Origin of the sequence: Streptomyces sp. CB03238, assembly GCF_002099185.1 — a bacterium.
In the GTDB taxonomy this organism is placed as follows: Bacteria; Actinomycetota; Actinomycetes; order Streptomycetales; family Streptomycetaceae; genus Streptomyces.
The window spans coordinates 465,454-486,818 of record NZ_NBCN01000003.1 but is presented as its reverse complement, the minus strand read 5'-3'; the positions used below and the strand labels follow the sequence as shown (position 1 = coordinate 486,818).

Sequence of the window (21,365 nt, the reverse complement as noted above, 5' to 3'; positions counted from 1 at the left end):
CTCTCAGGTTGAGATGACAGAGGGGGAGGCCGTCCGGGCACCCGCGCCGTGGTGCCCCTCGCAGGTCGTGACGACCAGGAGGCCTCCGCAGATGACCGCCAACCGTACTCCGCTCACCGAGCTTGAGCAGGGCATCCCCTTCGAGCAGCGGCACATCGGGCCCGACGACGAGGCCCGCGCCAAGATGCTCGCGCAGGTCGGTTACGGGTCGCTCGACGAGCTGACCGCCGCCGCCGTACCGGATGTGATCAAGAGCGCCGCCGCGCTCGGCCTGCCCGACGCGCGCACCGAGGCCGAGGTCCTGGCCGAGCTGCGCTCGCTCGCCGAGCGCAACCAGGTGCTCGCGCCGATGATCGGCCTCGGCTACCACGGCACGTTCACGCCGCCGGTCATCCTGCGCAACGTCATGGAGAACCCCGCCTGGTACACCGCGTACACGCCGTACCAGCCGGAGATCTCGCAGGGCCGCCTGGAGGCGCTGCTCAACTTCCAGACCATGGTCGCCGACCTGACCGGTCTGCCCACCTCCGGCGCCTCGCTGCTCGACGAGGGCACCGCCGCCGCCGAGGCCATGTCGCTGGCCCGCCGCGTCGGCAAGGTCAAGGGCGGCGTCTTCCTGGTCGACGCCGACGCCCTGCCGCAGACCATCGCCGTCATCGAGACCCGCGCCGAGCCGACCGGTGTCGAGGTCGTCGTCGCCGACCTGAGCGAGGGCATCCCCGCCGAGGTCGCCGAGCGCGGCGTGTTCGGTGTGCTGCTCCAGTACCCGGGCGCCTCCGGTGCCGTACGGGACATCAAGGCGGTCATCGACCAGGCCCACGAGCTCGGCGCGATCGTGACGGTGGCGGCCGACCTGCTGGCGCTGACGCTGCTCACCTCGCCGGGCGAGCTGGGCGCGGACATCGCGGTCGGTACGACGCAGAGGTTCGGCGTGCCGATGGGCTTCGGCGGTCCGCACGCCGGCTACATGGCCGTGCGCGAGAAGTTCGCCCGCAGCCTGCCGGGCCGGCTCGTCGGCGTCTCCGTCGACGCGGACGGCAACAAGGCGTACCGGCTGGCGCTGCAGACCCGTGAGCAGCACATCCGCCGCGAGAAGGCCACCAGCAACATCTGCACCGCGCAGGTGCTGCTCGCCGTCATGGCCGGCATGTACGCCGTCTACCACGGCCCCGAGGGGCTCAAGCAGATCGCCGGGCGCGTCCACCGGTACGCGGTGATCCTCGCGGAGGGGCTGCGCGCGGGGGGCGTGGACGTCGTCCACGGCACCTTCTTCGACACCGTGACCGTCCGCGTGCCCGGCAAGGCCGCCGAGGCCGTCGCCGCCGCCCGCGAGAACGGGGTCAACCTCCGCCTCGTAGACGCGGACCACGTCTCCGTCGCCTGCGACGAGACCACCGGCCGCGCCCAGATCGCCGCCGTGTGGGACGCCTTCGGGGTGCGCGGCGACATCGAGGCGCTGGACGCCGCCACCGCCGATGTGCTGCCCGAGGCGATGCTGCGCTCCGACGCGTACCTCACCCACCCCGTCTTCCACGCGCACCGCTCCGAGACGTCGATGCTGCGCTACCTGCGCAAGCTCGCCGACCGCGACTACGCGCTGGACCGCGGCATGATCCCGCTCGGCTCCTGCACGATGAAGCTGAACGCGACCACCGAGATGGAGCCGGTCACCTGGCCGGAGTTCGCGCAGATGCACCCCTTCGCGCCGGTCGACCAGGCGCAGGGCTACCTGACCCTGATCCGTGAGCTGGAGGAGCGCCTCGCCGAGGTCACCGGCTACGACAAGGTCTCCATCCAGCCCAACGCGGGTTCGCAGGGCGAGCTGGCCGGTCTGCTCGCCGTCCGCGCGTACCACCGCGCCAACGGCGACACGCAGCGCACCGTCTGTCTGATCCCGTCGTCCGCGCACGGCACCAACGCCGCCAGCGCCGTGATGGCCGGGATGAAGGTCGTGGTCGTCAAGACCGCCGACGACGGCGAGATCGACGTCGAGGACCTGCGCGCCAAGATCGAGCAGTACCGCGACGAGCTGTCCGTCCTGATGATCACCTACCCGTCCACGCACGGCGTGTTCGAGGAGCACGTCGCGGACATCTGTGCCCAGGTGCACGAGGCGGGCGGCCAGGTGTACGTGGACGGCGCCAACCTCAACGCGCTGGTCGGGCTGGCGAAGCCGGGCGAGTTCGGCGGCGACGTCTCGCACCTGAACCTGCACAAGACCTTCTGCATCCCGCACGGCGGTGGCGGGCCGGGCGTCGGACCGGTCGGTGTCCGCGAGCACCTCGCCCCGTACCTGCCGAACCACCCGCTCCAGCCGAGCGCCGGCCCCGACACGGGCGTGGGCCCGATCTCGGCCGCCCCGTGGGGCTCGGCCGGCATCCTGCCGATCTCCTGGGCGTACGTACGGCTGATGGGCGGCGAGGGCCTCAAGCGCGCGACCCAGGTCGCCGTCCTCGCGGCCAACTACATCGCCAAGCGCCTGGAGCCGCACTACCCGGTGCTGTACACCGGCCCGGCCGGGCTCGTCGCCCACGAGTGCATCGTGGACCTGCGCCCCATCTCCAAGGCGACCGGCGTCAGTGTCGACGACATCGCCAAGCGGCTGATCGACTACGGCTTTCACGCCCCGACCATGTCCTTCCCCGTGGCCGGCACGCTGATGATCGAGCCGACCGAGAGTGAGGACCTGACCGAACTCGACCGGTTCTGCGACACGATGATCGCGATTCGTGGAGAGATCGAGAAGGTCGCGTCGGGTGAGTGGCCCGCGGACGACAACCCGCTGCGCAACGCCCCGCACACGGCGGCCGCGCTGGGCGGCGGCGAGTGGACGCACGCGTACAGCCGTGAGGAGGCGGTCTTCCCGGCCGGTGTCTCGGCCACGGACAAGTACTGGCCGCCGGTGCGCCGCATCGACGGGGCGTTCGGCGACCGCAACCTGGTCTGCTCCTGCCCGCCGCTGGACGAGTACGACAACTGACGGGCGTGAACAAAGGGCCGGTACGGAGGTGACTCCGTACCGGCCCTTCGTCGTGCGGTGGTGTGCCGTGCCTCAGGCGGCCGTCACGACCTTCGAGGTGCTCAGCGGCCGGTGCGGCGCGATGATCTGGCCGTCCGGCAGCAGTTCACCGGTGTCCTCGAAGATCAGGACGCCGTTGCACAGCAGGCTCCAGCCCTGTTCCGGGTGGTGGGCCACCAGGCGGGCCGCCTCCCTGTCGGCGGAGTCGGCGGTCGGACAGGCTGGCTGGTGCTGGCACATGGGTCGGTTCTTTCGCTGCGGTGTGGTGTGTGTCCTGCGGCTCGATGCGGTGTTCATGGCCGCCCCCCGTTGTGTCGGTCGGTCCGTTCCCAGTCTTGCCCCACGGGCGTCAATCCGCAGGGATTTCGCGGCAGCGCTTCCTCCTCCTCAATGACGTGTCACCCGCCTGGATGGTTCAGCTCAACCGCACCGTCCCTTCGGGTGGTTCGCGATGGCCGCACCGGGCTAGTCCGATCGGACCGGGTGAGTCATCACGCCGTTGACTCCAGCAGCGGTGGCGGCACCAGCCGCAGTGTCAGCACGGGCAGCAGGTCGGCGACCCGGTACGGCAGGTGCGCGGCGATTCCGGGGGGCGCGGGGGCCAGCGGGATCAGCAGGTCCGCGGGGGCCGGGGCGCCGGCGGCCGGATCGGCCTCCGCGTCCTCGTGCAGCCACAGGGTCAGCATGTACAGCTCCGGTACGGACAGCAGGCGTGGCTGGTGGCCGGTCGCCATGGCCTCGGCCTGGCGTACGGCACGCTCCGTCGAGGCGAGATAGGGGCCCTCGAAGAAGTGCGAGAACGCCCATCCGTCCGGCGTGAGGATGGTGTCCGCGGCGGCGACGGGGCGGTCGCCGCCGCGGATCAGGAACCGCCAGCCGGCCAGTCGGGTACGCGGTGCGCCGGCGGGCGGAACGACCTGGTCGCGCACGTCCAGTACGTGGACGGGAAGCGGGAGTTCGGGGCTCAGCGGTCCCTGGACGGACCGGAGAGCGGGCGTGTGGGCCTCGCGGACGGCGGGGGAACCGAGCGCCGCGAGGACACTGCGCAGCGCAGGCGCGGGGGCGGGGGAGACGTGGAGCGGCATGGTGGGTCGCCTCTCAGTCAAGAGACAGGGTGATGCGAGGGAAGGTGCGGACGGCAGTGTCAGCTTGGGGTCAGAGGGGGCCGATGGGCCGGGGCCGGGCGCGACTCTCTGCCTCGTTCGCGGAGTTTATACGACACGTGTTCACGCAATGTTTCCGCTAGCCGTCGGCGATATTACCGGCAAGACCGAATCCGGTCTTTAATTTGCGGAGTTTCTGTGGATTTCCCACGCGGGCGGAGCCGCTGCCTGCGGCGTTGTCCGGCATGCGGTAGGCCGAATGCCGCCGCTGTTTCGACCGGCTCGAGGTGCCGTCCCGCCCCGTCGCGGCGGGTGGAGACCGACGGTAACTGCGCGCGGCCTCATGCCTCCGGAATGTGCCCGGCAAACAACGTAACCAGCCTACCGTTCAGGCGCCGCTCGTGTGGGCGTTACAGATCAGTCCGGCTGGGCATTATCGTCCGTGACGCGAGCGGACGATGCCGCGCGCCGCCCACTCGAGGAGGGACGCTTCGATGGGGGAGAAGATCGCGGCAGGCGGCTTCGACCTGTCCGATCGGCAGAGGTACCGCAGGAAACTCCGGGAGTGCCTGACGGGACTGGAGCGACTCCTTGCCGACAAGAGGTTCGACCGGCCGCGGAATCTCGTGGGGCTGGAGATCGAGCTGAATCTGGCGGGCCCGGACGGCATGCCGCGGATGATGAATGCCGAGGTGCTGGAGCGCATCGCGAGCCGGGATTTCCAGACCGAACTCGGAATGTTCAATCTCGAAGTGAACATTGCCCCGCACCGGCTCGGCGGACGCGTCTTCGACCAGCTCGCCGAGGAGCTGCGGACGGGCCTGGCGTACGCGCACCGCAAGGCGCAGGAGGTCGACGCCGGCATTGTGATGATCGGAATTCTTCCGACACTCTCGCAGGACGATCTGGTGTCCGGGAACCTCTCGGACGTCGACCGTTACAGACTGCTCAACGACGAGATAGTCGCCGCGCGGGGCGAGGACTTCACCCTCGACATCGACGGCGTCGAGCGGCTCAGCTGCACGGCGAGCTCCATCGTGCCGGAGGCGGCGTGCACCTCCGTACAGCTGCACCTCCAGGTCACGCCCGAGCGCTTCGCCGACGTGTGGAACGCGGCGCAGGCCATCGCCGCCGTACAGATCGCGGTGGGCGCCAACGCGCCCTTCCTCTTCGGCCGCGAGCTGTGGCGCGAGTCCCGCCCGCCTCTGTTCACGCAGGCCACCGACACCCGGCCGCCCGAGCTCCAGGCGCAGGGCGTGCGGCCGCGCACCTGGTTCGGGGAGCGATGGGTCACCTCGGCGTACGAACTGTTCGAGGAGAACGTCCGGTACTTCCCCGCCCTGCTGCCGATCTGCGACGAGGAGGAGCCGCTGCGGGTCCTCGACGAGGGCGGCGTACCGTCCCTCCAGGAACTCGTCCTGCACAACGGCACGGTCTACCGCTGGAACCGGCCGGTGTACGGGGTCATGGACGGTGTTCCGCACCTGCGCGTGGAGAACCGGGTGCTGCCGGCCGGGCCGACCGTCGACGACGTGCTTGCCAACGCCGCCTTCTACTACGGCCTGGTGCGCGCGCTCGCCGAGGAGGCCCGGCCCGTCTGGAAGCGGCTGCCGTTCGAGGACGCCGCCGCGAACTTCGACGCGGCCTGCCGGTACGGCATCGAAGCCGAGCTGCGCTGGCCGCGGCCCGGCCGGGGCGGCGGCGTCACGACGGTGCCGGCCGTGAAGCTGGTACGGGACGAACTGCTGCCGCTCGCGGCCGCGGGCCTCGACGCCTGGGGCGTGGAGCGCACCGACCGCAAGCGGTACCTCGGGATCATCGAGGAGCGGTGCAGGCGCCGGGTGAACGGGGCGTCCTGGCAGGTGGAAACGTTCCACCGGGCGCTGGAGGCGGGGCTGGGGCGCGAGGCGGCGCTGGCCGCCACCACCCGCCAGTACTGCCGGCTGATGCGCCAGGGCCGGCCGGTGCACACCTGGCCGGTCGGGTTCCCGGGACGGCCGCCGGAGCAGCGCGGGTTGTGAGGCTGCAGCCGGGCGGTGAGGGGGCCGGGCGGGCGGTTTGCCGCGGGTCGGGTGTGAGGGAGGCCGGGTGTGATGGGGCCGGGCGGGCCGGGTGCCGGCGTGAGAGGGCCGGGCGGACGATGTGGGCCGGGGGGATGCGGGCCGGGCGGGCCGGGTGCCGACCCGGATGGGTTCGTGGTGCGATCGTCGGGCAAGCTGTGACGTCCCATGGCGGTCGACCCGAGGCAGGTGTGCGCGTACGTGGCTGAATCTCTTCCCGCAGGGCCCGTCGAGGGCGTGGGGGTGCGGACCCTGCGCTCCGAGACGCTGCTCGTCCTGGCACTCTCCCTGGGGGCGAGCGGGGTCTCCGCGCTGATCAGCTTCATCGGTTCGCTGACGAAACCGGGCGGTCTCAAGGACCAGGCGGCGACGCTGAACGGCTCGTACGCGCCGGGGCGGCCGTGGCTCGACCTGGCCTGGCAGCTGTTCGGGATCACGACCGCGCTGGTGCCCGTCGCGCTGGTGGCGCACCTGCTGATCAGGGAGGGCGCCGGGCTGCGGGCGATCGGCTTCGACCGCAGCCGGCCGTGGCCCGACCTGGGGCGCGGCGCGCTGATCGCGGCCGGCATCGGCAGCGCGGGCCTCGCCTTCTACCTGGTCGCGCGGGCCACCGGAGCCAACCTGACGGTGGTGCCCGAGGCGCTGCCCGAGGTGTGGTGGAAATACCCGGTGCTGATCCTGTCGGCGGTGCAGAACTCCGTACTGGAGGAGGTCATCGTCGTCGGGTACCTGCTGCGAAGGCTCGGTCAGTTGGGCTGGAGCCCGATGGCGGCGCTGGTGACCAGCTCGGTGCTGCGCGGTTCGTACCACCTGTACCAGGGCATCGGCGGGTTCATCGGCAACATGGTGATGGGCGTGGTCTTCGTGCTGCTCTACCGGCGGTGGGGGCGGGTGGGGCCGCTGGTGGTGGCGCACGCGCTGCTCGACATCGTGGCGTTCGTCGGGTACGCGCTGCTGGCGGGCAGGGTGGGGTGGTTGCCCACGGCGTGAGGCGGTGAGGGGCGAAGGGGGCGTATGGAACTTTCCGTACGCCCCCTTCGCTTGTCTCGGCCGGGCCTTACGCCAGCAGGTCGCCCTCGATGACCGTCACCGCGTTCCCGGTCAGCAGTGTCCGCTCACCGCGCAGGGTCGTCCGCACCATCCCGGTACGGGCCCCGCCCTGCAGGCCGGTCAGCTCGTCGCGGCCGAAGCGGGCCGACCAGAAGGGCGCGAGGGCGGTGTGCGCGCTGCCCGTCACGGGGTCCTCGTCGATGCCGACGGCGGGGAAGAAGCAGCGGGAGACGAAGTCGTACCCGCGCCCCGGGTCCTCGGCGGTGGCCGTGGCGATGACGCCCCGGTCCGACATGGTCGCCAGGGCCGCGAGGTCCGGCGCGAGGGACCGTACGGACTGTTCGTCGGGCAGCTCGACCAGCAGGTCACCGATGTGCGGGGCGGTGTCGTGGACGGCGACGACGTCCGCGCCGAGCGCCTTCGCGAGCCCCTCCGGTGTCGGGACGGGAGTCAGGGGGGAGGTCGGGAAGTCCATCGTGATGGAGCCGTCCCCGGCCGCGGTGGCGGAGAGGATGCCGCACCGCGCGCTGAAGCGGACGGTGCCGGTCGCGCGGCCGGTGGTGTGCAGGACGTGCGCGGTGGCGAGCGTGGCATGGCCGCACATGTCGACCTCGGTGACCGGGGTGAGCCAGCGCAGCGCCCAGTCGGCCTCGCCGCCCGGGGGCAGCGGGTGGGCGAAGGCCGTCTCGGAGAGGTTGACCTCCGCGGCGACCTTCTGGAGCCAGTGGTCGTCCGGGAAGGCGTCCAGGAGCACGACTCCTGCCGGATTGCCGGAGAAGGGGCGATCGGTGAAGGCGTCGACGATTCGAATCCGCATGCCCTGACCGTAGGGGTGGGGCGATGCGCCCGGCCAAGGCCAATTCGGTGCGGCTGGCCCTGTCTGGCCCTCACCGGCCCTCTCCGGCGCTGCCCGGCACTGTCCGGCCCTGGCCGGCCCGGTTGGTCACGAATCGATTGCTCAGCGAGCTGTTCCGATATATCGTTGAAGTGTCGCGACAGATCAACGATGGAAGGAGCGTACGAGATGCGTGCGCATGGGAACTGTGGACCCGGCCATCGCGGCTGGGGCGGCGACCGCCAGGGGGACTTCGAGGGGCGGCGCGGCGCTTTCGGTCCGTTCGGGCCGGGATTCGGCGGCGGGCCCTTCGGTGGGGGTCCGTTCGGGGGAGGCCCCTTCGGTGGCGGGCGTGGGCGCGGAGGCGGCCGGGGGCGGGCGCGGCGCGGTGATGTGCGCGCCTCGATCCTCGCGCTGCTGAAGGACCGTCCGATGCACGGCTACGAGATGATCCAGGAGATCGCCGAGCGCAGCGGCGGGGCTTGGCGGCCCAGCCCCGGCTCGGTCTACCCGACCCTCCAGCTCCTGGAGGACGAGGACCTGATCGCCAGCCGGAGCGAGGGCGGCAAGAAGCTGTTCACGCTCACCGATACGGGGCGCGCCGAGGCCGATGCGGGGCCGGACGCCCCGTGGGAAGAGGCGGGGCGCGGCGTCGACTGGGAGGCCATGCACGAGATCCGGCAGGCCGGTTTCGGGCTGTTCGAGGCGTTCGGGCAGGTCTGGAAGACCGGCGACGCCGACCAGCGGCAGAAGGCGCTGGCCGTCATCAACGACGCCCGCAAGAAGCTCTACCTGATCCTGGCCGACGAGCACTGAGCCGTCGCGCGCCAGGCCTTGCCCGGGCCCTGTGGTCCGCCACGGGGCCCCGTGATGTGTCCCGGGCCCCGTGGTGTCACGTCACCAGGCCGGCCAGTCGGCGCAGCGACTCCTCCAGGGCGGCCGTCGCCGAGTCCTTCAGCTTGCTCGCCATCAGGGACACGGCCGCCCCGGTGAACTCCCCGTCGATCCGGACGGTCGTGGTGTCGTCCCCGTCCGGTGTGAGCGCGTAACGCATGCCGAGCGCGACGCCCATCGGGCCCTTCCCCCGGGTGGTCAGCAGCCGCTCGGGCTCCAGTTCGGCGACGGTCCAGGTGACTTCGGCGGGGAAGCCCATGAGCTTCATGTTTTCCTGGAAGGTGGCGCCGGTCGCGAGGGTGTCCGGGGTGTCATGGGGGAAGGACGTGTGGGTGGCGTTCCACTCCCCGTACGACGTGAAGTCCGTCAGCCGGGCCCAGACCTTCCCGGCCGGTGCCTCGATGCGTGCCTCGGCGCTGACCTCGGCCATGGGGACCACCCCTTCTCGACGGGTTGCGGTGGCGCGGAACGTAGCCGTGCGGACGCGAACATTCAATACTGACGGATCGTCAGATCTGCTCGGGGGTCTCATCCGTAAGGAGGAGGAAGCAGTCGCTCGCCCCCAACTTCCGTGGGATGCGCGAATGCTCCCAGGCGGGGATGTTCCGGCCTCCAGGGGCTGATGAGGTGGGAAGGTGCGAAGCCCTACCCCGCGGGTGCCTCCCCGGCAGCCCGCCGAAAGCCGTGCGGAGACCTGCAGTGCGGAGACCTGCCGTGCGGGCAGCGAGGCCCGGTTCACCGTCGAGCCGGCCTCCGTCGTCGCCGGTGCCCGGCGCAGGGCACTGCGGGACGGCGACCGGCAGATCGACACTGCTCATCTGCTGCACTCGCTCCTCGAGTCCGACCCGGAGGCCAGGGCCGCCTTCGACGGCGGTCCGCAGGTGGCGCGCGTGCTCGGTTACCTTGTGCAGCGGAGCATCGGGTACGGGCTGCGCTGGCAGGGTTCCGTCGAGGACTCCGGCGCCGTACCCCTCCCGCCGGAGGCGGTCGTCTCCGGATGGTCGCCCGCCGCCGTCGCCGCCATGGAGTGCGCCCTCGAGCGGGCCCGGCAGCGGGGTGAGTCGCGGGCGAGCGGGCTCGATCTGCTCGCCGCGCTGGCCGCCGACCGCGCGTGCCGGGCCGTCGACGTACTGACCCGGGCCGGGGTCGACGCGGCGTCGCTGGCTGCCCGGATCGGCGCGCCGTCTCAACAGGTGTCACAGCCTTTACGCTCCTGACGCGCTGCTGCCATGATGTGCCGATGCACGCGTCTCAGGGGAGAAGCGCCGGCCTGGGACTCGCCCTGGCCTCGGCGTTCGCATTCGGTGGATCAGGCGTCGCGGCCAAGCCGCTGATCGAGGCGGGGCTCGACCCGCTGCACGTGGTGTGGCTACGGGTGACCGGCGCCGCACTCGTCATGCTGCCCGTGGCCTGGCGCCACCGCGATCTGCTGCGCCGCAAGCCCGCCCTGCTCGCCGGCTTCGGCCTGCTCGCCGTCGCCGGCGTCCAGGCCTGCTACTTCGCGGCCATCTCCCGCATCCCCGTCGGGGTCGCGCTCCTCATCGAGTACCTCGCCCCCGCGCTGGTGCTCGGCTGGGTGCGCTTCGTGCAGCGCAGGCCGGTGACGCGCGCCGCCGCGCTCGGCGTGATCCTCGCCGTCGGTGGACTCGCCTGCGTCGTGGAGGTGTGGTCGGGGCTGAGCTTCGACCTCCTCGGGCTCGTGCTCGCGCTGGGTGCCGCCTGCTGCCAGGTCGGCTACTTCGTCCTCTCCGACCAGGGCAGCGACGAGGCCGAACCGGCCGATCCGCTCGGAGTCATCGCGTACGGGCTGCTCATCGGTGCCGTCGTCCTGACCGTCGTCGCCCGCCCGTGGCGCATGGACTGGTCCGTGCTGGGCGGCAACGCCGACATGGGCGGGACCACGGCCCCGGCGTGGCTGCTGCTCGGGTGGATCGTGCTGATCGCCACCGTCCTGGCGTACGTCACCGGGATCGTCGCCGTCCGCAGGCTCTCGCCGCAGGTGGCGGGCGTCGTCGCCTGCCTGGAGGCCGTCATCGCGACCGTACTGGCCTGGGTGCTGCTCAAGGAGCACCTGTCGGGGCCGCAGATCCTGGGCGGGGCGGTCGTGCTCGTCGGCGCGTTCATCGCCCAGTCGTCGACGCCCAAGGCGGCGTCGCCGGGGCCGGTGGCCGGGTCGGAGCAGGCGCCGTCGGAGGCGGAGTTGTCGGAGGACGGGTTGTCGGCCGGGCGGACCGCCACGTAAGGTGCCGATCATGCATTCCACCGTGCTTCCGCCGCCCGCCGCGTAACGCGGGCGGCACCCAACTCCTGACGTAGACCGGCCCGGGCAGTCCCCGGGTGGTTCGTCGCTGCCCGCGTGCGGAGTCGAGCGGCCAACCATCCTGTCTGTCTTCGTGCGGAGAAGTGCGCGTGTCGAATGCTTCTGTTGTGCCTACTGTGTCCGGTTTGTCTGTCGGGCGCAGTCTCTTCTATCTGATCGTCGCCGGGGTCGCCTGGGGCACCGCCGGGGCGGCCGCCTCGCTGGTGTTCCTGGTCAGCGACCTCGGCCCACTGGCCCTGTCGTTCTGGCGCTGCGTCGGCGGCCTCGTGCTGCTGATGGGCGCGCTCGCGGTGCGCCGCCGTCGCCGCCGTATGCCGAGGGCCGTCGAGTCCCGGCGGCGGCGGTTGCTGCGCATCCTCGGTACGGGGATCGGGCTCACCTTCTTCCAGAGCGCCTACTTCGCCGCCGTCGAGGCGACCGGCCTCGCGGTCGGTACGGTCGTCACGCTCGGCGCCGGTCCCGTACTCATCGCGCTCGGCGCGCGGCTGACCATGGGGGAGCGGCTCGGGCGCGGCGGAGTCGTCGCCGTCGCGGGTGCGCTGGCCGGACTCGCCGTGCTGGTGCTCGGCGGCGGGGGCGGCGGGGGCGTGGACGTGCGGCCGGCCGGGGTCGGCTTCGCGGTGCTGTCCGCCGCCGGGTACGCGGCGATCACGCTGCTGACGCGGTGGCTCGGGCGGCACGGTGGCGGTGGTGACGCGCTGGCCACGAGCACCTGGGCCTTCGCGGTCGGTGCGGTGGGGCTGCTGCCGATGGCGGCGGCCGAGGGGCTGGTCCCGCACACCGCCGAACTCGCGCAGGTGGTGGGGTTGTTGGTGTACGTGGCGGCCGTGCCGACCGCGCTGGCGTACGCGCTGTACTTCGCGGGCGCGGCCGTGGTGCGCGCCGCGACCGTCTCCGTGATCATGCTCTTGGAGCCGGTGAGCGCGGCGGTCATCGCGGTCACGGTGCTCGGTGAGCGGCTGACCGGGGCGACGGTCGGCGGGACGCTGCTGCTGCTCGGTGCGGTTGCCGGGCTGGCGGCCGCGGAGGCGCGGGGCGCGGTGGGGAGGCGGCGGGCGGGGGTGCCGGCCTGAGTCGGGCGGGGGGCCTGTGCCGGTGGTTGGTTGCGTCATGCGGCTGGGTACGTGCGGGTCGTCTGCTGCCGGTGGGTGGGGGGCGTGGCTCCTCCGGGCTCGTCTCCTCGAGGCCGGCGGCCATGGGTGCGTCAGGTTGGGAGCCCTGCCGTTGCCGCCGGCCTCTGCGGGGACGACCCTGCACGGCCCCACCCCGGCTGTCGCTCGACTGCAGGCCGGTGGGGGTTACTTCTCGTCTCAGAGCGCGGTGACGTAGCTGGGGACGGGGATCGCTGGGGCCAGGTCGGACGCCGGGATCGGGGTGCCGTACGTGGTCTGGAGCGGGACGACGCCCGTCCAGTGGGGGAGCGTGAGGTCCTCGGGGTCGTCGTTGGGGCCGCCGGTGCGGAGCTTGGCGGACACCTCGTCGAGGTCGAGGCGGAGCACGGCGGTAGCGGCGAGCTCCTTGGCGTTGGCCGGCCGTGAGTCGGCGGAGCGGCCGGGGACGACATGGTCGACGAGGGCGTCGAGCGCGGCGCGCTTCTCGTCGGGGTCGGTGACCTGGTGGGCGATGCCGTGGACCACGACCGAGCGGTAGTTGATCGAGTGGTGGAAGGCGGAGCGGGCCAGGACCAGGCCGTCGACGTGGGTGACGGTCAGGCAGACGGCGAGGCCCGGGTCGGCCTGGCCCGCCATCCGCAGCGGTCGCGAGCCGCTGGAACCGTGGACGTAGAGGCGCTCGCCGACACGGCCGTACAGCGTGGGCAGGACGACGGGCGCGCCGTCGCGGACGAAACCGAGGTGGCAGACGTACGCCTCGTCGAGTATCGCGTGCACCAACTCGCGGTCGTACGAGGCACGGTCCCGGGAGCGGGTGGGGACGGTGCGGTCGGTGGGCTGGTACGTCACTTGTGGACTCCATTGCACTAGTGCATAATCTGGTTTGTGGTAGGAGAATATCGGATTGTTGGGCGTCGCGCATCGGAGATTGCCGCGAGTGTGGAGGCGGGTGTCGGTTCCGGTGCGCTGGAGCCGGGGCAACTGCTGCCGCCCATGCGGGAGTTGGCGGCCCGGTTGGGAGTCAACCCCAATACGGTCGCGGCCGCCTACCGCACCCTGCGCGAGCGCGGGGTGATCGAGACGGCCGGGCGCCGGGGCAGTCGGGTGCGGCCCCGTCCGGCCACCACGGCGCGCGGGTCCATCCGGATCGACGCGCCGGCGGGCGTACGGGACGTGGGGAAGGGCAACCCCGACCCGGCCCTGTTGCCGCCGCTCGGCGAGGCGCTGGCGGTCGTGGCGCGGCGTGCGGCCCAGGAGCCGGGGCTGTACGGACAGGCCCCGGTGGACGAGGGCTTCGCGCGGCTCGCCCGGGCCGCGCTGGACGCGGACGGGGTGCCCGACGGGCCGGTCGCCGTCACGTCCGGCTCCCTGGACGCCATCGAGCGGGTGCTCGCCGCGCACCTGCGCCCCGGTGACGCCGTGGCGGTCGAGGATCCCGGCTGGGGCGCCCTCCTCGATCTCGTACCGGCGCTGGGGCTGAAACCCGTGCCGGTCGCCCTCGACGACGACGGGCCGCTGCCGGGCGAGGTGGAGCGGGCGCTCCGCGACGCCGGGGCGCGGGCGCTGATCGTGACCGACCGGGTGCAGAACCCGACCGGTGCGGCGCTGGGCGCGGCGCGGGCGGTGGAGCTGCGGCGGATGCTGGCCGCACATCCTGGCGTGCTGGTGATCGAGGACGACCACGGGTACGGGTTGGTGGACCTGCCGCTTCACCCGCTCGGGGGCGTGACCGACCACTGGGTGCTGGTGCGGTCGGTCTCCAAGGCGTACGGGCCGGATCTGCGGGTGGCCGCCCTGACCGGCGACGCGGTCACCGTCGACCGGGTGCTGGGGCGCCAGCGGCTCGGGCCCGGCTGGGTGAGCCACCTGCTGCAGCGTGCCGTGGTGCACCTGTGGGAGACCGGCGCGGTGGACGCGCGGGCGGTCGCGGCGGCGTACGGGGAACGGCGCGACGGGCTCGTGGCGGCCCTGGCGCGGCGGGGCGTCGCGGCGCACGGGCGCAGCGGCATGAACGTGTGGGTGCCGGTGGCCGACGAGACCGGCACGGTGGCGCGCCTGCTGCACGCGGGGTGGGCGGTGGCGCCCGGGGCCCGGTTCCGGATGGCCGCCGGGCCGGGCGTACGGATCACCGTGTCGGGCCTGCCGGTGGCGGACCTGGAGCCGCTCGCCGACGCGGTGGCGGCGGCGGTCGAGCCGATGGAGGCGCGCAGTCACGGCTGACGTGCCGTGCCGGTCTTCTGGGTGAGGGCCGCTCCGGCGAGCACGATCAGTGCCCCGACCGGCGTGTTCCAGGTCAGCGCCTCGTCCAGGAGTGTGACGCCCGCGGCGGTGGCGATGACCGGGATGAAGTAGGTGACCATCTGGCCGGTCGTCGGGCCGACCTCCGCGACGATCCCGTACTGGAGCAGTACCGCGAGGCCGGTGCCCAGCGCGCCGAGCGCGATCACCGCGAGCAGCGGCACGACCGGGAAGGCGGTCGGCCGGCTCGTGAACAGCGGTGTGACCACGCCCAGTTGGACGGTGGCCAGGAAGAGCTGCGCACCGGTGAGGGAGAGGTGCGACTCGCTGCGGCCGACGAGCGTACGGCGGACGTAGATCCAGCCGATGGGGTAGCTGAGCGAGGCCAGCAGGGCCATCGCGGTGCCCGTGACGTCCAGTCCGGAGAAGCCCTGCCAGGCCCCGAGGACGGTCAGTACGCCGATGAAGCCCAGGCCCAGGCCTGCCACCCGGCGGCGCGTCGGGCGGTCCTCGGACAGGGCGACCAGGGACAGGGCCATGCCCCACAGCGGGGAGGTGGCGTTGCAGATGCCGGCGAGCGTCGAGGGGATCGTCAGCTCGGCGTACGCGAAGAGGGAGAACGGCAGGGCGTTGAGGAAGAACGCGGCCACTGCCAGGTGGCCCCAGGTGCGGGCGCCGCGCGGCAGCTTCGCGCGCTTCACTGCCATGGCGACGGCGAGCACCGCCGTACCGAACAGCAGGCGGCCGAGGGTGACCTGGAAGGGGGCATAGGCCTCGGTGCCGACCTTGATGAGGAGGAAGCTGAAGCCCCAGACGAGGGACAGCAGCGCGAAGCGGACGCGCCAGTCGAGGGCGGGGCGCGGTACGCGGCTGGTGGCGGGTGCGGTGCGCGGCGGACGGTGGGAGGTTGCGGTGCTCATGCCGCACACGATGGCTGCCAGTATGTGTTAGGACAAGCGAGTTTTTGTGACGGGCTATGCTTAGTATTGCTTACATGTTGAACCTGGAGCGCCTCCGTACCCTCGACGCCCTCGCCCGCCACGGCTCCGTGAGCGGTGCGGCGGAGGGCCTGCATGTGACCACGTCGGCGGTGTCGCAGCAACTCGCCAAGCTGGAACGGGAGGTCGGGCAGCAGCTCGTCGCGAAGAACGGCCGCGGTGTCCGGCTCACCGACGCCGGTCTGCTCCTCGCCGATCACGCCGCGCGGATCCTGTCCCAGGTGGAGCTGGCCCAGGCGGACATCGAGGCGCAGCGCGGACAGGTGGTGGGTGAGGTGCGCCTGGCCGGGTTTCCTACGGCGGCGCGCGGGCTGTTCCCGGGGGCGGTCTCCGCACTGCGGCGCGACCACCCCGACCTGGTGGTACGCACCAGTGAGCTGGAGCCCGAGCACGGCATACGGCAGGTGATGCGCGGCGACATGGACCTGGCGGTCGTGCTCGACTGGAGCAACAAGCGGCTGCCCGTCCCGGCCGGGCTGGCCAGGGCGCAGCTGCTGGACGACGCCGCCGACGTGGCGCTCCCGGCGGGGCACGCGCTCGCCGGACGGGCGGAGGTGGACCTGGAGGAGCTCGCGGACGAGGACTGGGTGTCCTGGCCGGAGGGTGAGTTCTGTTACGAGTGGCTGATGTTCACGCTGCGCTCCAAGGGCGTCGAGCCGCGCATCGCGCACCTGGCGGGGGAGCACCACACACAGCTGGCGCTCATCCAGGCCGGGCTCGGCGTGTGCGTCACACCCCGGCTGGGGCGCGGGGCCGTGCCCGCGGGCGTCGTCCTCGTACCCGTACGCCATCAGATGCGGCGCCACATCTACGCGGTGTGGCGGACGGACGCGGACCGGCGGCCGTCGATCCGGGCGGCCGTGGAGGCGCTGCGGGAGGTGGGGCGGTCGGTGGGGAGCTGACGGCCGGGGGGGGGGTCAGTGGGCGTTGTTCAGCTTGCGGAAGTCCCAGGACGCGACGGCGTCCGGGGTCAGCCGCAGCCATGCGTGGCGGCCGTCGTGCGGCATGGTGTCCAGGCCGAAGTTCTTGCGGGCGAACAGCCGCTCCACCGTGTCCAGGCCGGGGCACGGCTCTCCGGTGCGGGGGGCCTCCCCGACGAAGACCGCCGTGCCGGACAGCTCCACGCCCCGCAGCTCGCCGTACTCCTCGCCGTCGTCGACCACGACGGCGATCCGCGGGTCGCGGCGCAGGTCCGCCCAGCGCCGGCTGCGGATGAGCGAGTACAGCCACAGCGACGTCCCGTCCCAGGCGAACCACAGGGCGCCGACATGCGGCCGGCCGTCGGGGGAGACGGTCGCCACCCGGCAGGTGCGCTGCTCGGTGAGGTACGCGTCGAGTTCGGGCTGCGACATCATGATGCGCCGGCCCCGGCGCTGGGTGACCGCCATCGGCCGCCTCGCTTTCTGATGGTGTGTCAGAAAGCATGGGCTCTCTTCCGCCCCCGCGCAATGGGGGCTACCCTCCCGCCGCATGCCGACGTTCGAACAGCTCCGCGAGCAGCTCGACCCCGCCCATACGGTGCTGCTCACCGTCGAGTGCCAGCGCGGCGTCGTGGGCCCGGACGGCGCCCTGCCCGAACTCGCCGCCGAGGCACGGTCGTCCGGCGCCCTGCACCGGGTGGCCGGGCTGGTCGCCGCCGCGCACGAGGCCTCCGTACAGGTGCTGCACGCCGTGGCGGAGCGGCGTCCCGACGGGCGGGGCGCCAGCCGCAACGCCCGGCTCTTCCGGGCGGCCGCGAGGCTTCCCGTACAGCAGCACAGCGGCAGCGACGCCGTCCGGATCGCCGAACCCATCGAGGTGGCGGAGGAGGACATGGTCGTACGGCGGCTGCACGGGCTGTCCCCGATCGCCGGCACGGACGTCGACGCCCTGCTGCGCAACCTCGGCTGCCGGACCCTGGTCGTCACCGGCGTCTCGGCCAATGTCGCGATACCGAACGCCGTCTTCGACGCGGTCAACCTCGGCTATACGGCGGTGGTTCCGGCGGACGCCATCGCGGGAATCCCCTCCGACTACACCCCCGCGATGGTCCGCCACACGCTCGCGCTGGTCGCCACGGTCACCACGACCGACGAGGTGCTGGCTTGTTGGAAGCGCCCGAGACGCGTCGGCGTCACGCGAGCCTGATCGAGTCGCCCTCGACCGTGATCGACGCCGCCGCCAGCGGGGCGGTGGCCGGGCCCGCCTTGACGCTGCCGTCCGTCGCGTCGAACTTGCTGCCGTGGCAGGGGCAGTTGATGACCCCGTCCGCGACCTCCTTGACCGCGCAGCCCGCGTGCGTGCATTTCGACGAGAACGCCTTGAACTCGCCCGCCGTCGGCTGGGTCACCACGACGTCGCCGACGACCTTGCCGCCGCCCTCGGGGATGTCCGCCGTCTTCGCCAGCACCTGGCCCCCGGCCCCGCCGCTCGTGGGGCTCCCGCCCGCCGGGGCGTCGCCGGCGGACGTGGCCGGGCTGTCCGATCCGCCGCACGCGGTGAGCACGGCCGCCAGCCCGGCACCGCTCGCCGCCGCGACGACGGTACGGCGCGCAACTGGCCTGCTGGTCTCCTGCGATCCGGTCATTTCCGGCTCCCCTTCCGTGGTGGTCGACTTACACGACGTCTCGCGTCACGGGGAAGTACGGGAGCACTGTGCGAGGTGTTCAGTCGCTCGACGGCCTTGGCCGGCGGGACGACAGCGTGACGTAGATTTCCGGCGTGGACTATCGCTCTCGCACCCTCGCCGCCTACGAACACAGTACGCACACGTACGAGGCCGCCACGAAGGGCATGGTCCCGGACGTGGAGCTCGACCACTTCACCCGGCTGCTGCCCGACCCGGCGGGGCCCGTGCTGGACGCCGGCTGCGCCTTCGGCAGGGACACGGCCCTCCTCGCCGCGCGCGGTCTGTCCGTGACCGGAGTGGACCTGGGCGAGACCTTCCTCGTACGGGCCAGGGAGCTCCATCCCGCACTGGACTTCCGCCGTATGGACGTGTGTGCGCTCGACTTCGCCGACGGTGATTTCGCGGGGGTGTGGTGCCAGGCCACCCTGCTGCACCTCAAGGACGAGCTCGTCCAGGCCGCCCTGGGGGAATTCCACCGGGTGCTGAGGCCTGGTGGGGCGGTGTTCGTCAGTTTCAAGGAGGGAGAGGGCGAGGAGGAGTTCGTCGAGTCCTTCAGCGCCGACGCGGCCCGCTTCTTCCGCTACCAGACAGCGGACCGCGTCCGTACGCTGCTCGAGGCCGCCGGATTCACCGGACCCGACGTGCGGGTCGTCAACGAACGCGAGCGTTACGGGCCCGGCCATCGGGACATCGACTGGGTGCATGCGTACGCCTGTACGCCCCGCTGAGCCCGTAAACCCGCTGGTGACCGGTCCGGGCGGCGGCGTGGTCAGGGGATCAAGTACCTCCTGAGGAAGTCCACTTCGGCCATCAACTGGCTGCTCGCCACATCTTCCCGGGTGACCCTGTGTGTCGCGCCGGGAAGGGGCAGCACGCTGTGGGGCCGTCCGGCCGCCAGCAGCGCGGCGGAGAACCGCAGGGTGTGGGCCGCCACCACATTGTCGTCGGCCAGCCCGTGCATCAGCAGCAGCGGCCGGGTCAGCAGGTGTGCGTACGGTACGTGGGAGGAGCGCTCGTAGGCGTCCGGCCGGACGTCCGGGTGGCCGAGGAAGCGCTCCTCCCAGTGCGTGTCGTACAGCCGCCGGTCGGTCGGCGCGGCGCCCGCGACGGCCGCGTGGAACACGTCGGGGCGGTGCAGTACGGCGCCGATGGCGAGGTAGCCGCCGTACGACCAGCCCCGGATGCCCACCCGTTCCAGATCCAGCTCCGGGTACCGCTCCGCCGCCGCGTGCAGCGCGTCCACCTGGTCCTCCAGGGGGGCGGTCAGCCGGTCGCCGTGGATCGCCGTCTCCCACGCCCGGCCGCGCCCCGGCGTGCCCCGCCCGTCCGTGACCAGCACCGCGAAGCCCTGCTCGGCGAACCACTGGGCCACCGCGCCGTACCAACCGCCCGCCCGCACGGCCAGCTGGATGCCGTAGCCCGCGTACGGGCTGAGCAGCACGGGCAGCCGACCGGAGCCCGGCTCGTACCACGACGGCAGGTGGAGGTGGCTGCGCAGTCGCCGTACGCCCAGCGACAGACGCGACGGCCGCGGCGTCACCAGGGGCGTCTCGGCGAGCACGGCGATGCTCCCGGCGGGCCTCCCGCGCCGCAGGACGGTCACGGTGTGCCCGTCGGGCGTCCGGCTGTCCAGGACGACGGTGTCGCCGCCGATCGTCGCGGTGTGGACGCCGGGCTCCTGGCTGATACGGCCGAAGGCCCTTTCCGGGTCGTACGCCCACACGTGCGTCTCGGTGGGGTCCTCGCTCGCGGTGAAGTACACCCGGTCGCCGACCGTGCCGAGGACGGCACGGACGTGGAGCCCGGGCGGGCTCGCGACGTCACCGACGCGCAGACCGCGTACGTCGTCGCGTACGAGCGGCACGACCGGCGTTCCGGTGCCGGTGCGGGCCGGGACGCCCGGCGTGAGCTCCACCCAGGCGCGGTCGCGCCGGTGGACCAGCGGGAGGGTGCCGCCGGTGTCCGGGTCGATGGCGAGCAGGACGGTCGAGCGCTGGTCACGTGTCTGGACCTCGGCGAAGGGGCCGGCCGCGTCCCAGCCGGCGGCCGTGACGTACTCGAAGCGGGGGTCCGTCCAGGTGCCCGAAGGGTGGGTGTCCGGATCGGCCTGCGCCGGTATCCGGATGGGAGTCCGCTTCCCTCGGAGGCTGAGGATGTGCAGCGACACGTCGGCGTTGGCCGTACCGGCCGCCGGGTAGCGGATGGCGCGCGGCGGCTTCGACGGGTCGGTGGGGTCGGAGAGGAACCACCGTCCCACGCGCGCGTGGTCCGTCCGCGCCACCAGGAGGGCGTCCCCGTCCGGCGACCACCAGTGGCCGCGCAGCCGGCCGATCGACTCGGCCGACACATGGTCCGACAGCCCATAGGTGACGTCCGGCCCCTCCGGCGCGGCCAGCAGCCGGTCCTCCGTCCCGTCGTGGGTGCGGACGACGCGGACAGCGCCGTCCGTCACGTACGCGACCAGCGAACCGTCGGGCGACGGCCGCGGATCCACGGCCGGCCCCGCCGTCGGCACCCGCCACGGGGCACCGCCGCCGGTCCGTACCGCCCACACCGCACCGCCCAGCGCGAACACCGCCACGCGCGCGTGCCGGTCGGTGGCGTACCCCACCACACCGGTCGAGGTCACCTGGGCGCGCTCCCGGCGCACCCGCTCCGCCTCCGGGACGTCCTCCTCCCGGCCCGCGTCCAGCGCGGCCGGATCGGCCAGGAGCCGCTCCCCGCCGTCCTCGTACAGCCACAGCCGCCCGACGGTGTCGGAGCCCGAACCGGTCCGTACGAACAGCACCCGCGCGCCGTCCGGCGAGACGCTGAACCCGCCCGGGACACCGAGCGAGAAGCGGCGCGTACGGGCGAACTGGCCTGGGAATCCCGGCACTTCCAGGGCATTGGCGATCTCCATGGGGAAGATCATGACAGGCACGTGATGTGAGGGGGTGCTCGCTGGACCGGCCGGGACGTCCGGTGGGATCACCAGGAGACGGGGCATCTCGACGGCTTTCCCGACCCTTGCAAGTGCCGCATCAGGCGACATCGTCACGACCACCAGAAGCGCGGCACACTGGCGGGAACGCCGGGCGTGACCGGGTAGCGGAGTGTCGTGCCGTCGTGCATCGAAATGACGGTTC

General features: G+C 72.5%; 20 protein-coding genes. 11 read left to right on the top strand and 9 right to left on the bottom strand.

Features of this window, described 5'->3' with window-relative positions; translation table 11 throughout:
- Window positions 1-91 precede the first annotated feature (91 nt).
- Window positions 92-2,980 carry an aminomethyl-transferring glycine dehydrogenase gene (gene gcvP / locus BKD26_RS07245; RefSeq protein ID WP_084896971.1) on the top strand — a complete coding sequence of 963 codons (2,889 nt, stop codon included), beginning with the start codon at window positions 92-94 and terminating at the stop codon, window positions 2,978-2,980.
- Between the two features lie 72 nt (window positions 2,981-3,052).
- Here gcvP and BKD26_RS07240 read toward each other — a convergent pair whose 3' ends face one another.
- The gene (locus tag BKD26_RS07240; protein ID WP_277622352.1) at window positions 3,053-3,259 is read right to left on the bottom strand and encodes a DUF5999 family protein; all 207 of its coding nucleotides are present in this window, start codon (window positions 3,257-3,259) and stop codon (window positions 3,053-3,055) included.
- Between the two features lie 251 nt (window positions 3,260-3,510).
- Window positions 3,511-4,104 carry a hypothetical protein gene (locus BKD26_RS07235; RefSeq protein ID WP_084896969.1) on the bottom strand — a complete coding sequence of 198 codons (594 nt, stop codon included), beginning with the start codon at window positions 4,102-4,104 and terminating at the stop codon, window positions 3,511-3,513.
- A gap of 512 nt (window positions 4,105-4,616) precedes the next feature.
- On the opposite strand from BKD26_RS07235, the gene BKD26_RS07230 reads away from it, so the two are divergent.
- Both BKD26_RS07230 and BKD26_RS07225 read left to right on the top strand, forming a co-directional pair.
- Complete coding sequence (locus tag BKD26_RS07230) at window positions 4,617-6,143, top strand: glutamate-cysteine ligase family protein (protein WP_084896968.1); 1,527 nt, start codon at window positions 4,617-4,619, stop codon at window positions 6,141-6,143.
- Between the two features lie 240 nt (window positions 6,144-6,383).
- Window positions 6,384-7,172: a CPBP family intramembrane glutamic endopeptidase gene (locus BKD26_RS07225; RefSeq protein ID WP_107417786.1), complete on the top strand. Its 789-nt coding sequence runs from the start codon at window positions 6,384-6,386 to the stop codon at window positions 7,170-7,172.
- A gap of 67 nt (window positions 7,173-7,239) precedes the next feature.
- On the opposite strand, the gene BKD26_RS07220 is transcribed toward BKD26_RS07225, so the two are convergent.
- On the bottom strand, window positions 7,240-8,049 hold the full coding sequence (locus BKD26_RS07220; protein WP_084896966.1) for a PhzF family phenazine biosynthesis protein: 810 nt from the start codon (window positions 8,047-8,049) through the stop codon (window positions 7,240-7,242).
- Window positions 8,050-8,256: 207 nt separating this feature from the next.
- Here BKD26_RS07220 and BKD26_RS07215 point away from each other — a divergent pair, with 207 nt between their 5' ends.
- Window positions 8,257-8,883 carry a PadR family transcriptional regulator gene (locus tag BKD26_RS07215; RefSeq protein ID WP_084896965.1) on the top strand — a complete coding sequence of 209 codons (627 nt, stop codon included), beginning with the start codon at window positions 8,257-8,259 and terminating at the stop codon, window positions 8,881-8,883.
- 76 nt (window positions 8,884-8,959) lie between these two features.
- On the opposite strand, the gene BKD26_RS07210 is transcribed toward BKD26_RS07215, so the two are convergent.
- A complete protein-coding gene (locus BKD26_RS07210) occupies window positions 8,960-9,391 on the bottom strand; it encodes an SRPBCC family protein (protein ID WP_084896964.1) in 432 nt (143 codons plus the stop codon).
- Between the two features lie 205 nt (window positions 9,392-9,596).
- Between BKD26_RS07210 and BKD26_RS07205 the strand changes: the two genes are divergently transcribed.
- The 3 genes from BKD26_RS07205 to BKD26_RS07195 all read left to right on the top strand — a co-directional run bounded on the left by BKD26_RS07205 (window position 9,597) and on the right by BKD26_RS07195 (window position 12,354).
- Complete coding sequence (locus tag BKD26_RS07205; protein ID WP_084896963.1) at window positions 9,597-10,178, top strand: Clp protease N-terminal domain-containing protein; 582 nt, start codon at window positions 9,597-9,599, stop codon at window positions 10,176-10,178.
- 23 nt (window positions 10,179-10,201) lie between these two features.
- Window positions 10,202-11,203, top strand: coding sequence for an EamA family transporter (locus BKD26_RS07200; RefSeq protein WP_084896962.1), 1,002 nt, complete (start codon window positions 10,202-10,204; stop codon window positions 11,201-11,203).
- 167 nt (window positions 11,204-11,370) lie between these two features.
- The gene (locus tag BKD26_RS07195) at window positions 11,371-12,354 is read left to right on the top strand and encodes a DMT family transporter (RefSeq protein WP_084896960.1); all 984 of its coding nucleotides are present in this window, start codon (window positions 11,371-11,373) and stop codon (window positions 12,352-12,354) included.
- A gap of 237 nt (window positions 12,355-12,591) precedes the next feature.
- On the opposite strand, the gene BKD26_RS07190 is transcribed toward BKD26_RS07195, so the two are convergent.
- Window positions 12,592-13,242, bottom strand: a complete 651-nt coding sequence (locus BKD26_RS07190; RefSeq protein ID WP_241518564.1) for a pyridoxamine 5'-phosphate oxidase family protein — start codon at window positions 13,240-13,242, stop codon at window positions 12,592-12,594.
- 36 nt (window positions 13,243-13,278) lie between these two features.
- Here BKD26_RS07190 and BKD26_RS07185 point away from each other — a divergent pair, with 36 nt between their 5' ends.
- Window positions 13,279-14,613 (top strand): aminotransferase class I/II-fold pyridoxal phosphate-dependent enzyme, encoded by a 1,335-nt coding sequence (locus BKD26_RS07185; protein WP_084896957.1) that lies wholly within the window; start codon window positions 13,279-13,281, stop codon window positions 14,611-14,613.
- On the opposite strand, the gene BKD26_RS07180 is transcribed toward BKD26_RS07185, so the two are convergent.
- A complete protein-coding gene (locus BKD26_RS07180) occupies window positions 14,604-15,551 on the bottom strand; it encodes a DMT family transporter (RefSeq protein ID WP_084896955.1) in 948 nt (315 codons plus the stop codon). The two genes, BKD26_RS07185 and BKD26_RS07180, sit on opposite strands and share 10 nt — an antisense overlap.
- A gap of 74 nt (window positions 15,552-15,625) precedes the next feature.
- Here BKD26_RS07180 and BKD26_RS07175 point away from each other — a divergent pair, with 74 nt between their 5' ends.
- Window positions 15,626-16,531, top strand: coding sequence for a LysR family transcriptional regulator (locus BKD26_RS07175; protein ID WP_084896953.1), 906 nt, complete (start codon window positions 15,626-15,628; stop codon window positions 16,529-16,531).
- A 15-nt stretch (window positions 16,532-16,546) separates the two neighbouring features.
- On the opposite strand, the gene BKD26_RS07170 is transcribed toward BKD26_RS07175, so the two are convergent.
- Window positions 16,547-17,017: a pyridoxamine 5'-phosphate oxidase family protein gene (locus tag BKD26_RS07170; RefSeq protein ID WP_084896951.1), complete on the bottom strand. Its 471-nt coding sequence runs from the start codon at window positions 17,015-17,017 to the stop codon at window positions 16,547-16,549.
- A gap of 82 nt (window positions 17,018-17,099) precedes the next feature.
- Here BKD26_RS07170 and BKD26_RS07165 point away from each other — a divergent pair, with 82 nt between their 5' ends.
- Window positions 17,100-17,756, top strand: a complete 657-nt coding sequence (locus BKD26_RS07165; protein WP_084896949.1) for a cysteine hydrolase family protein — start codon at window positions 17,100-17,102, stop codon at window positions 17,754-17,756.
- Here BKD26_RS07165 and BKD26_RS07160 read toward each other — a convergent pair.
- Complete coding sequence (locus BKD26_RS07160; RefSeq protein ID WP_084896947.1) at window positions 17,743-18,195, bottom strand: Rieske (2Fe-2S) protein; 453 nt, start codon at window positions 18,193-18,195, stop codon at window positions 17,743-17,745. The genes BKD26_RS07165 and BKD26_RS07160 overlap by 14 nt on opposite strands.
- Window positions 18,196-18,329: 134 nt before the next feature.
- Here BKD26_RS07160 and BKD26_RS07155 point away from each other — a divergent pair, with 134 nt between their 5' ends.
- On the top strand, window positions 18,330-18,965 hold the full coding sequence (locus BKD26_RS07155; protein WP_084896945.1) for a class I SAM-dependent methyltransferase: 636 nt from the start codon (window positions 18,330-18,332) through the stop codon (window positions 18,963-18,965).
- A gap of 41 nt (window positions 18,966-19,006) precedes the next feature.
- On the opposite strand, the gene BKD26_RS07150 is transcribed toward BKD26_RS07155, so the two are convergent.
- Window positions 19,007-21,139, bottom strand: coding sequence for a prolyl oligopeptidase family serine peptidase (locus BKD26_RS07150; protein WP_107417785.1), 2,133 nt, complete (start codon window positions 21,137-21,139; stop codon window positions 19,007-19,009).
- Between the last annotated feature and the right edge of the window lie 226 nt (window positions 21,140-21,365).

Bases quoted from the DNA above. Each gene is read 5' to 3' on its own strand.
- BKD26_RS07240 (WP_277622352.1), bottom strand. From the start codon at position 3,259: ATGTGCCAGCACCAGCCAGCCTGTCCGACCGCCGACTCCGCCGACAGG.
- BKD26_RS07215 (WP_084896965.1), top strand. From the start codon at position 8,257: ATGCGTGCGCATGGGAACTGTGGACCCGGCCATCGCGGCTGGGGCGGC.
- BKD26_RS07165 (WP_084896949.1), top strand. From the start codon at position 17,100: ATGCCGACGTTCGAACAGCTCCGCGAGCAGCTCGACCCCGCCCATACG.
- BKD26_RS07180 (WP_084896955.1), bottom strand. From the start codon at position 15,551: ATGAGCACCGCAACCTCCCACCGTCCGCCGCGCACCGCACCCGCCACC.
- BKD26_RS07210 (WP_084896964.1), bottom strand. From the start codon at position 9,391: ATGGCCGAGGTCAGCGCCGAGGCACGCATCGAGGCACCGGCCGGGAAG.
- BKD26_RS07200 (WP_084896962.1), top strand. From the start codon at position 10,202: ATGCACGCGTCTCAGGGGAGAAGCGCCGGCCTGGGACTCGCCCTGGCC.
- BKD26_RS07160 (WP_084896947.1), bottom strand. From the start codon at position 18,195: ATGACCGGATCGCAGGAGACCAGCAGGCCAGTTGCGCGCCGTACCGTC.
- BKD26_RS07220 (WP_084896966.1), bottom strand. From the start codon at position 8,049: ATGCGGATTCGAATCGTCGACGCCTTCACCGATCGCCCCTTCTCCGGC.
- gcvP (WP_084896971.1), top strand. From the start codon at position 92: ATGACCGCCAACCGTACTCCGCTCACCGAGCTTGAGCAGGGCATCCCC.
- BKD26_RS07175 (WP_084896953.1), top strand. From the start codon at position 15,626: ATGTTGAACCTGGAGCGCCTCCGTACCCTCGACGCCCTCGCCCGCCAC.
- BKD26_RS07170 (WP_084896951.1), bottom strand. From the start codon at position 17,017: ATGGCGGTCACCCAGCGCCGGGGCCGGCGCATCATGATGTCGCAGCCC.
- BKD26_RS07235 (WP_084896969.1), bottom strand. From the start codon at position 4,104: ATGCCGCTCCACGTCTCCCCCGCCCCCGCGCCTGCGCTGCGCAGTGTC.
- BKD26_RS07230 (WP_084896968.1), top strand. From the start codon at position 4,617: ATGGGGGAGAAGATCGCGGCAGGCGGCTTCGACCTGTCCGATCGGCAG.
- BKD26_RS07150 (WP_107417785.1), bottom strand. From the start codon at position 21,139: ATGGAGATCGCCAATGCCCTGGAAGTGCCGGGATTCCCAGGCCAGTTC.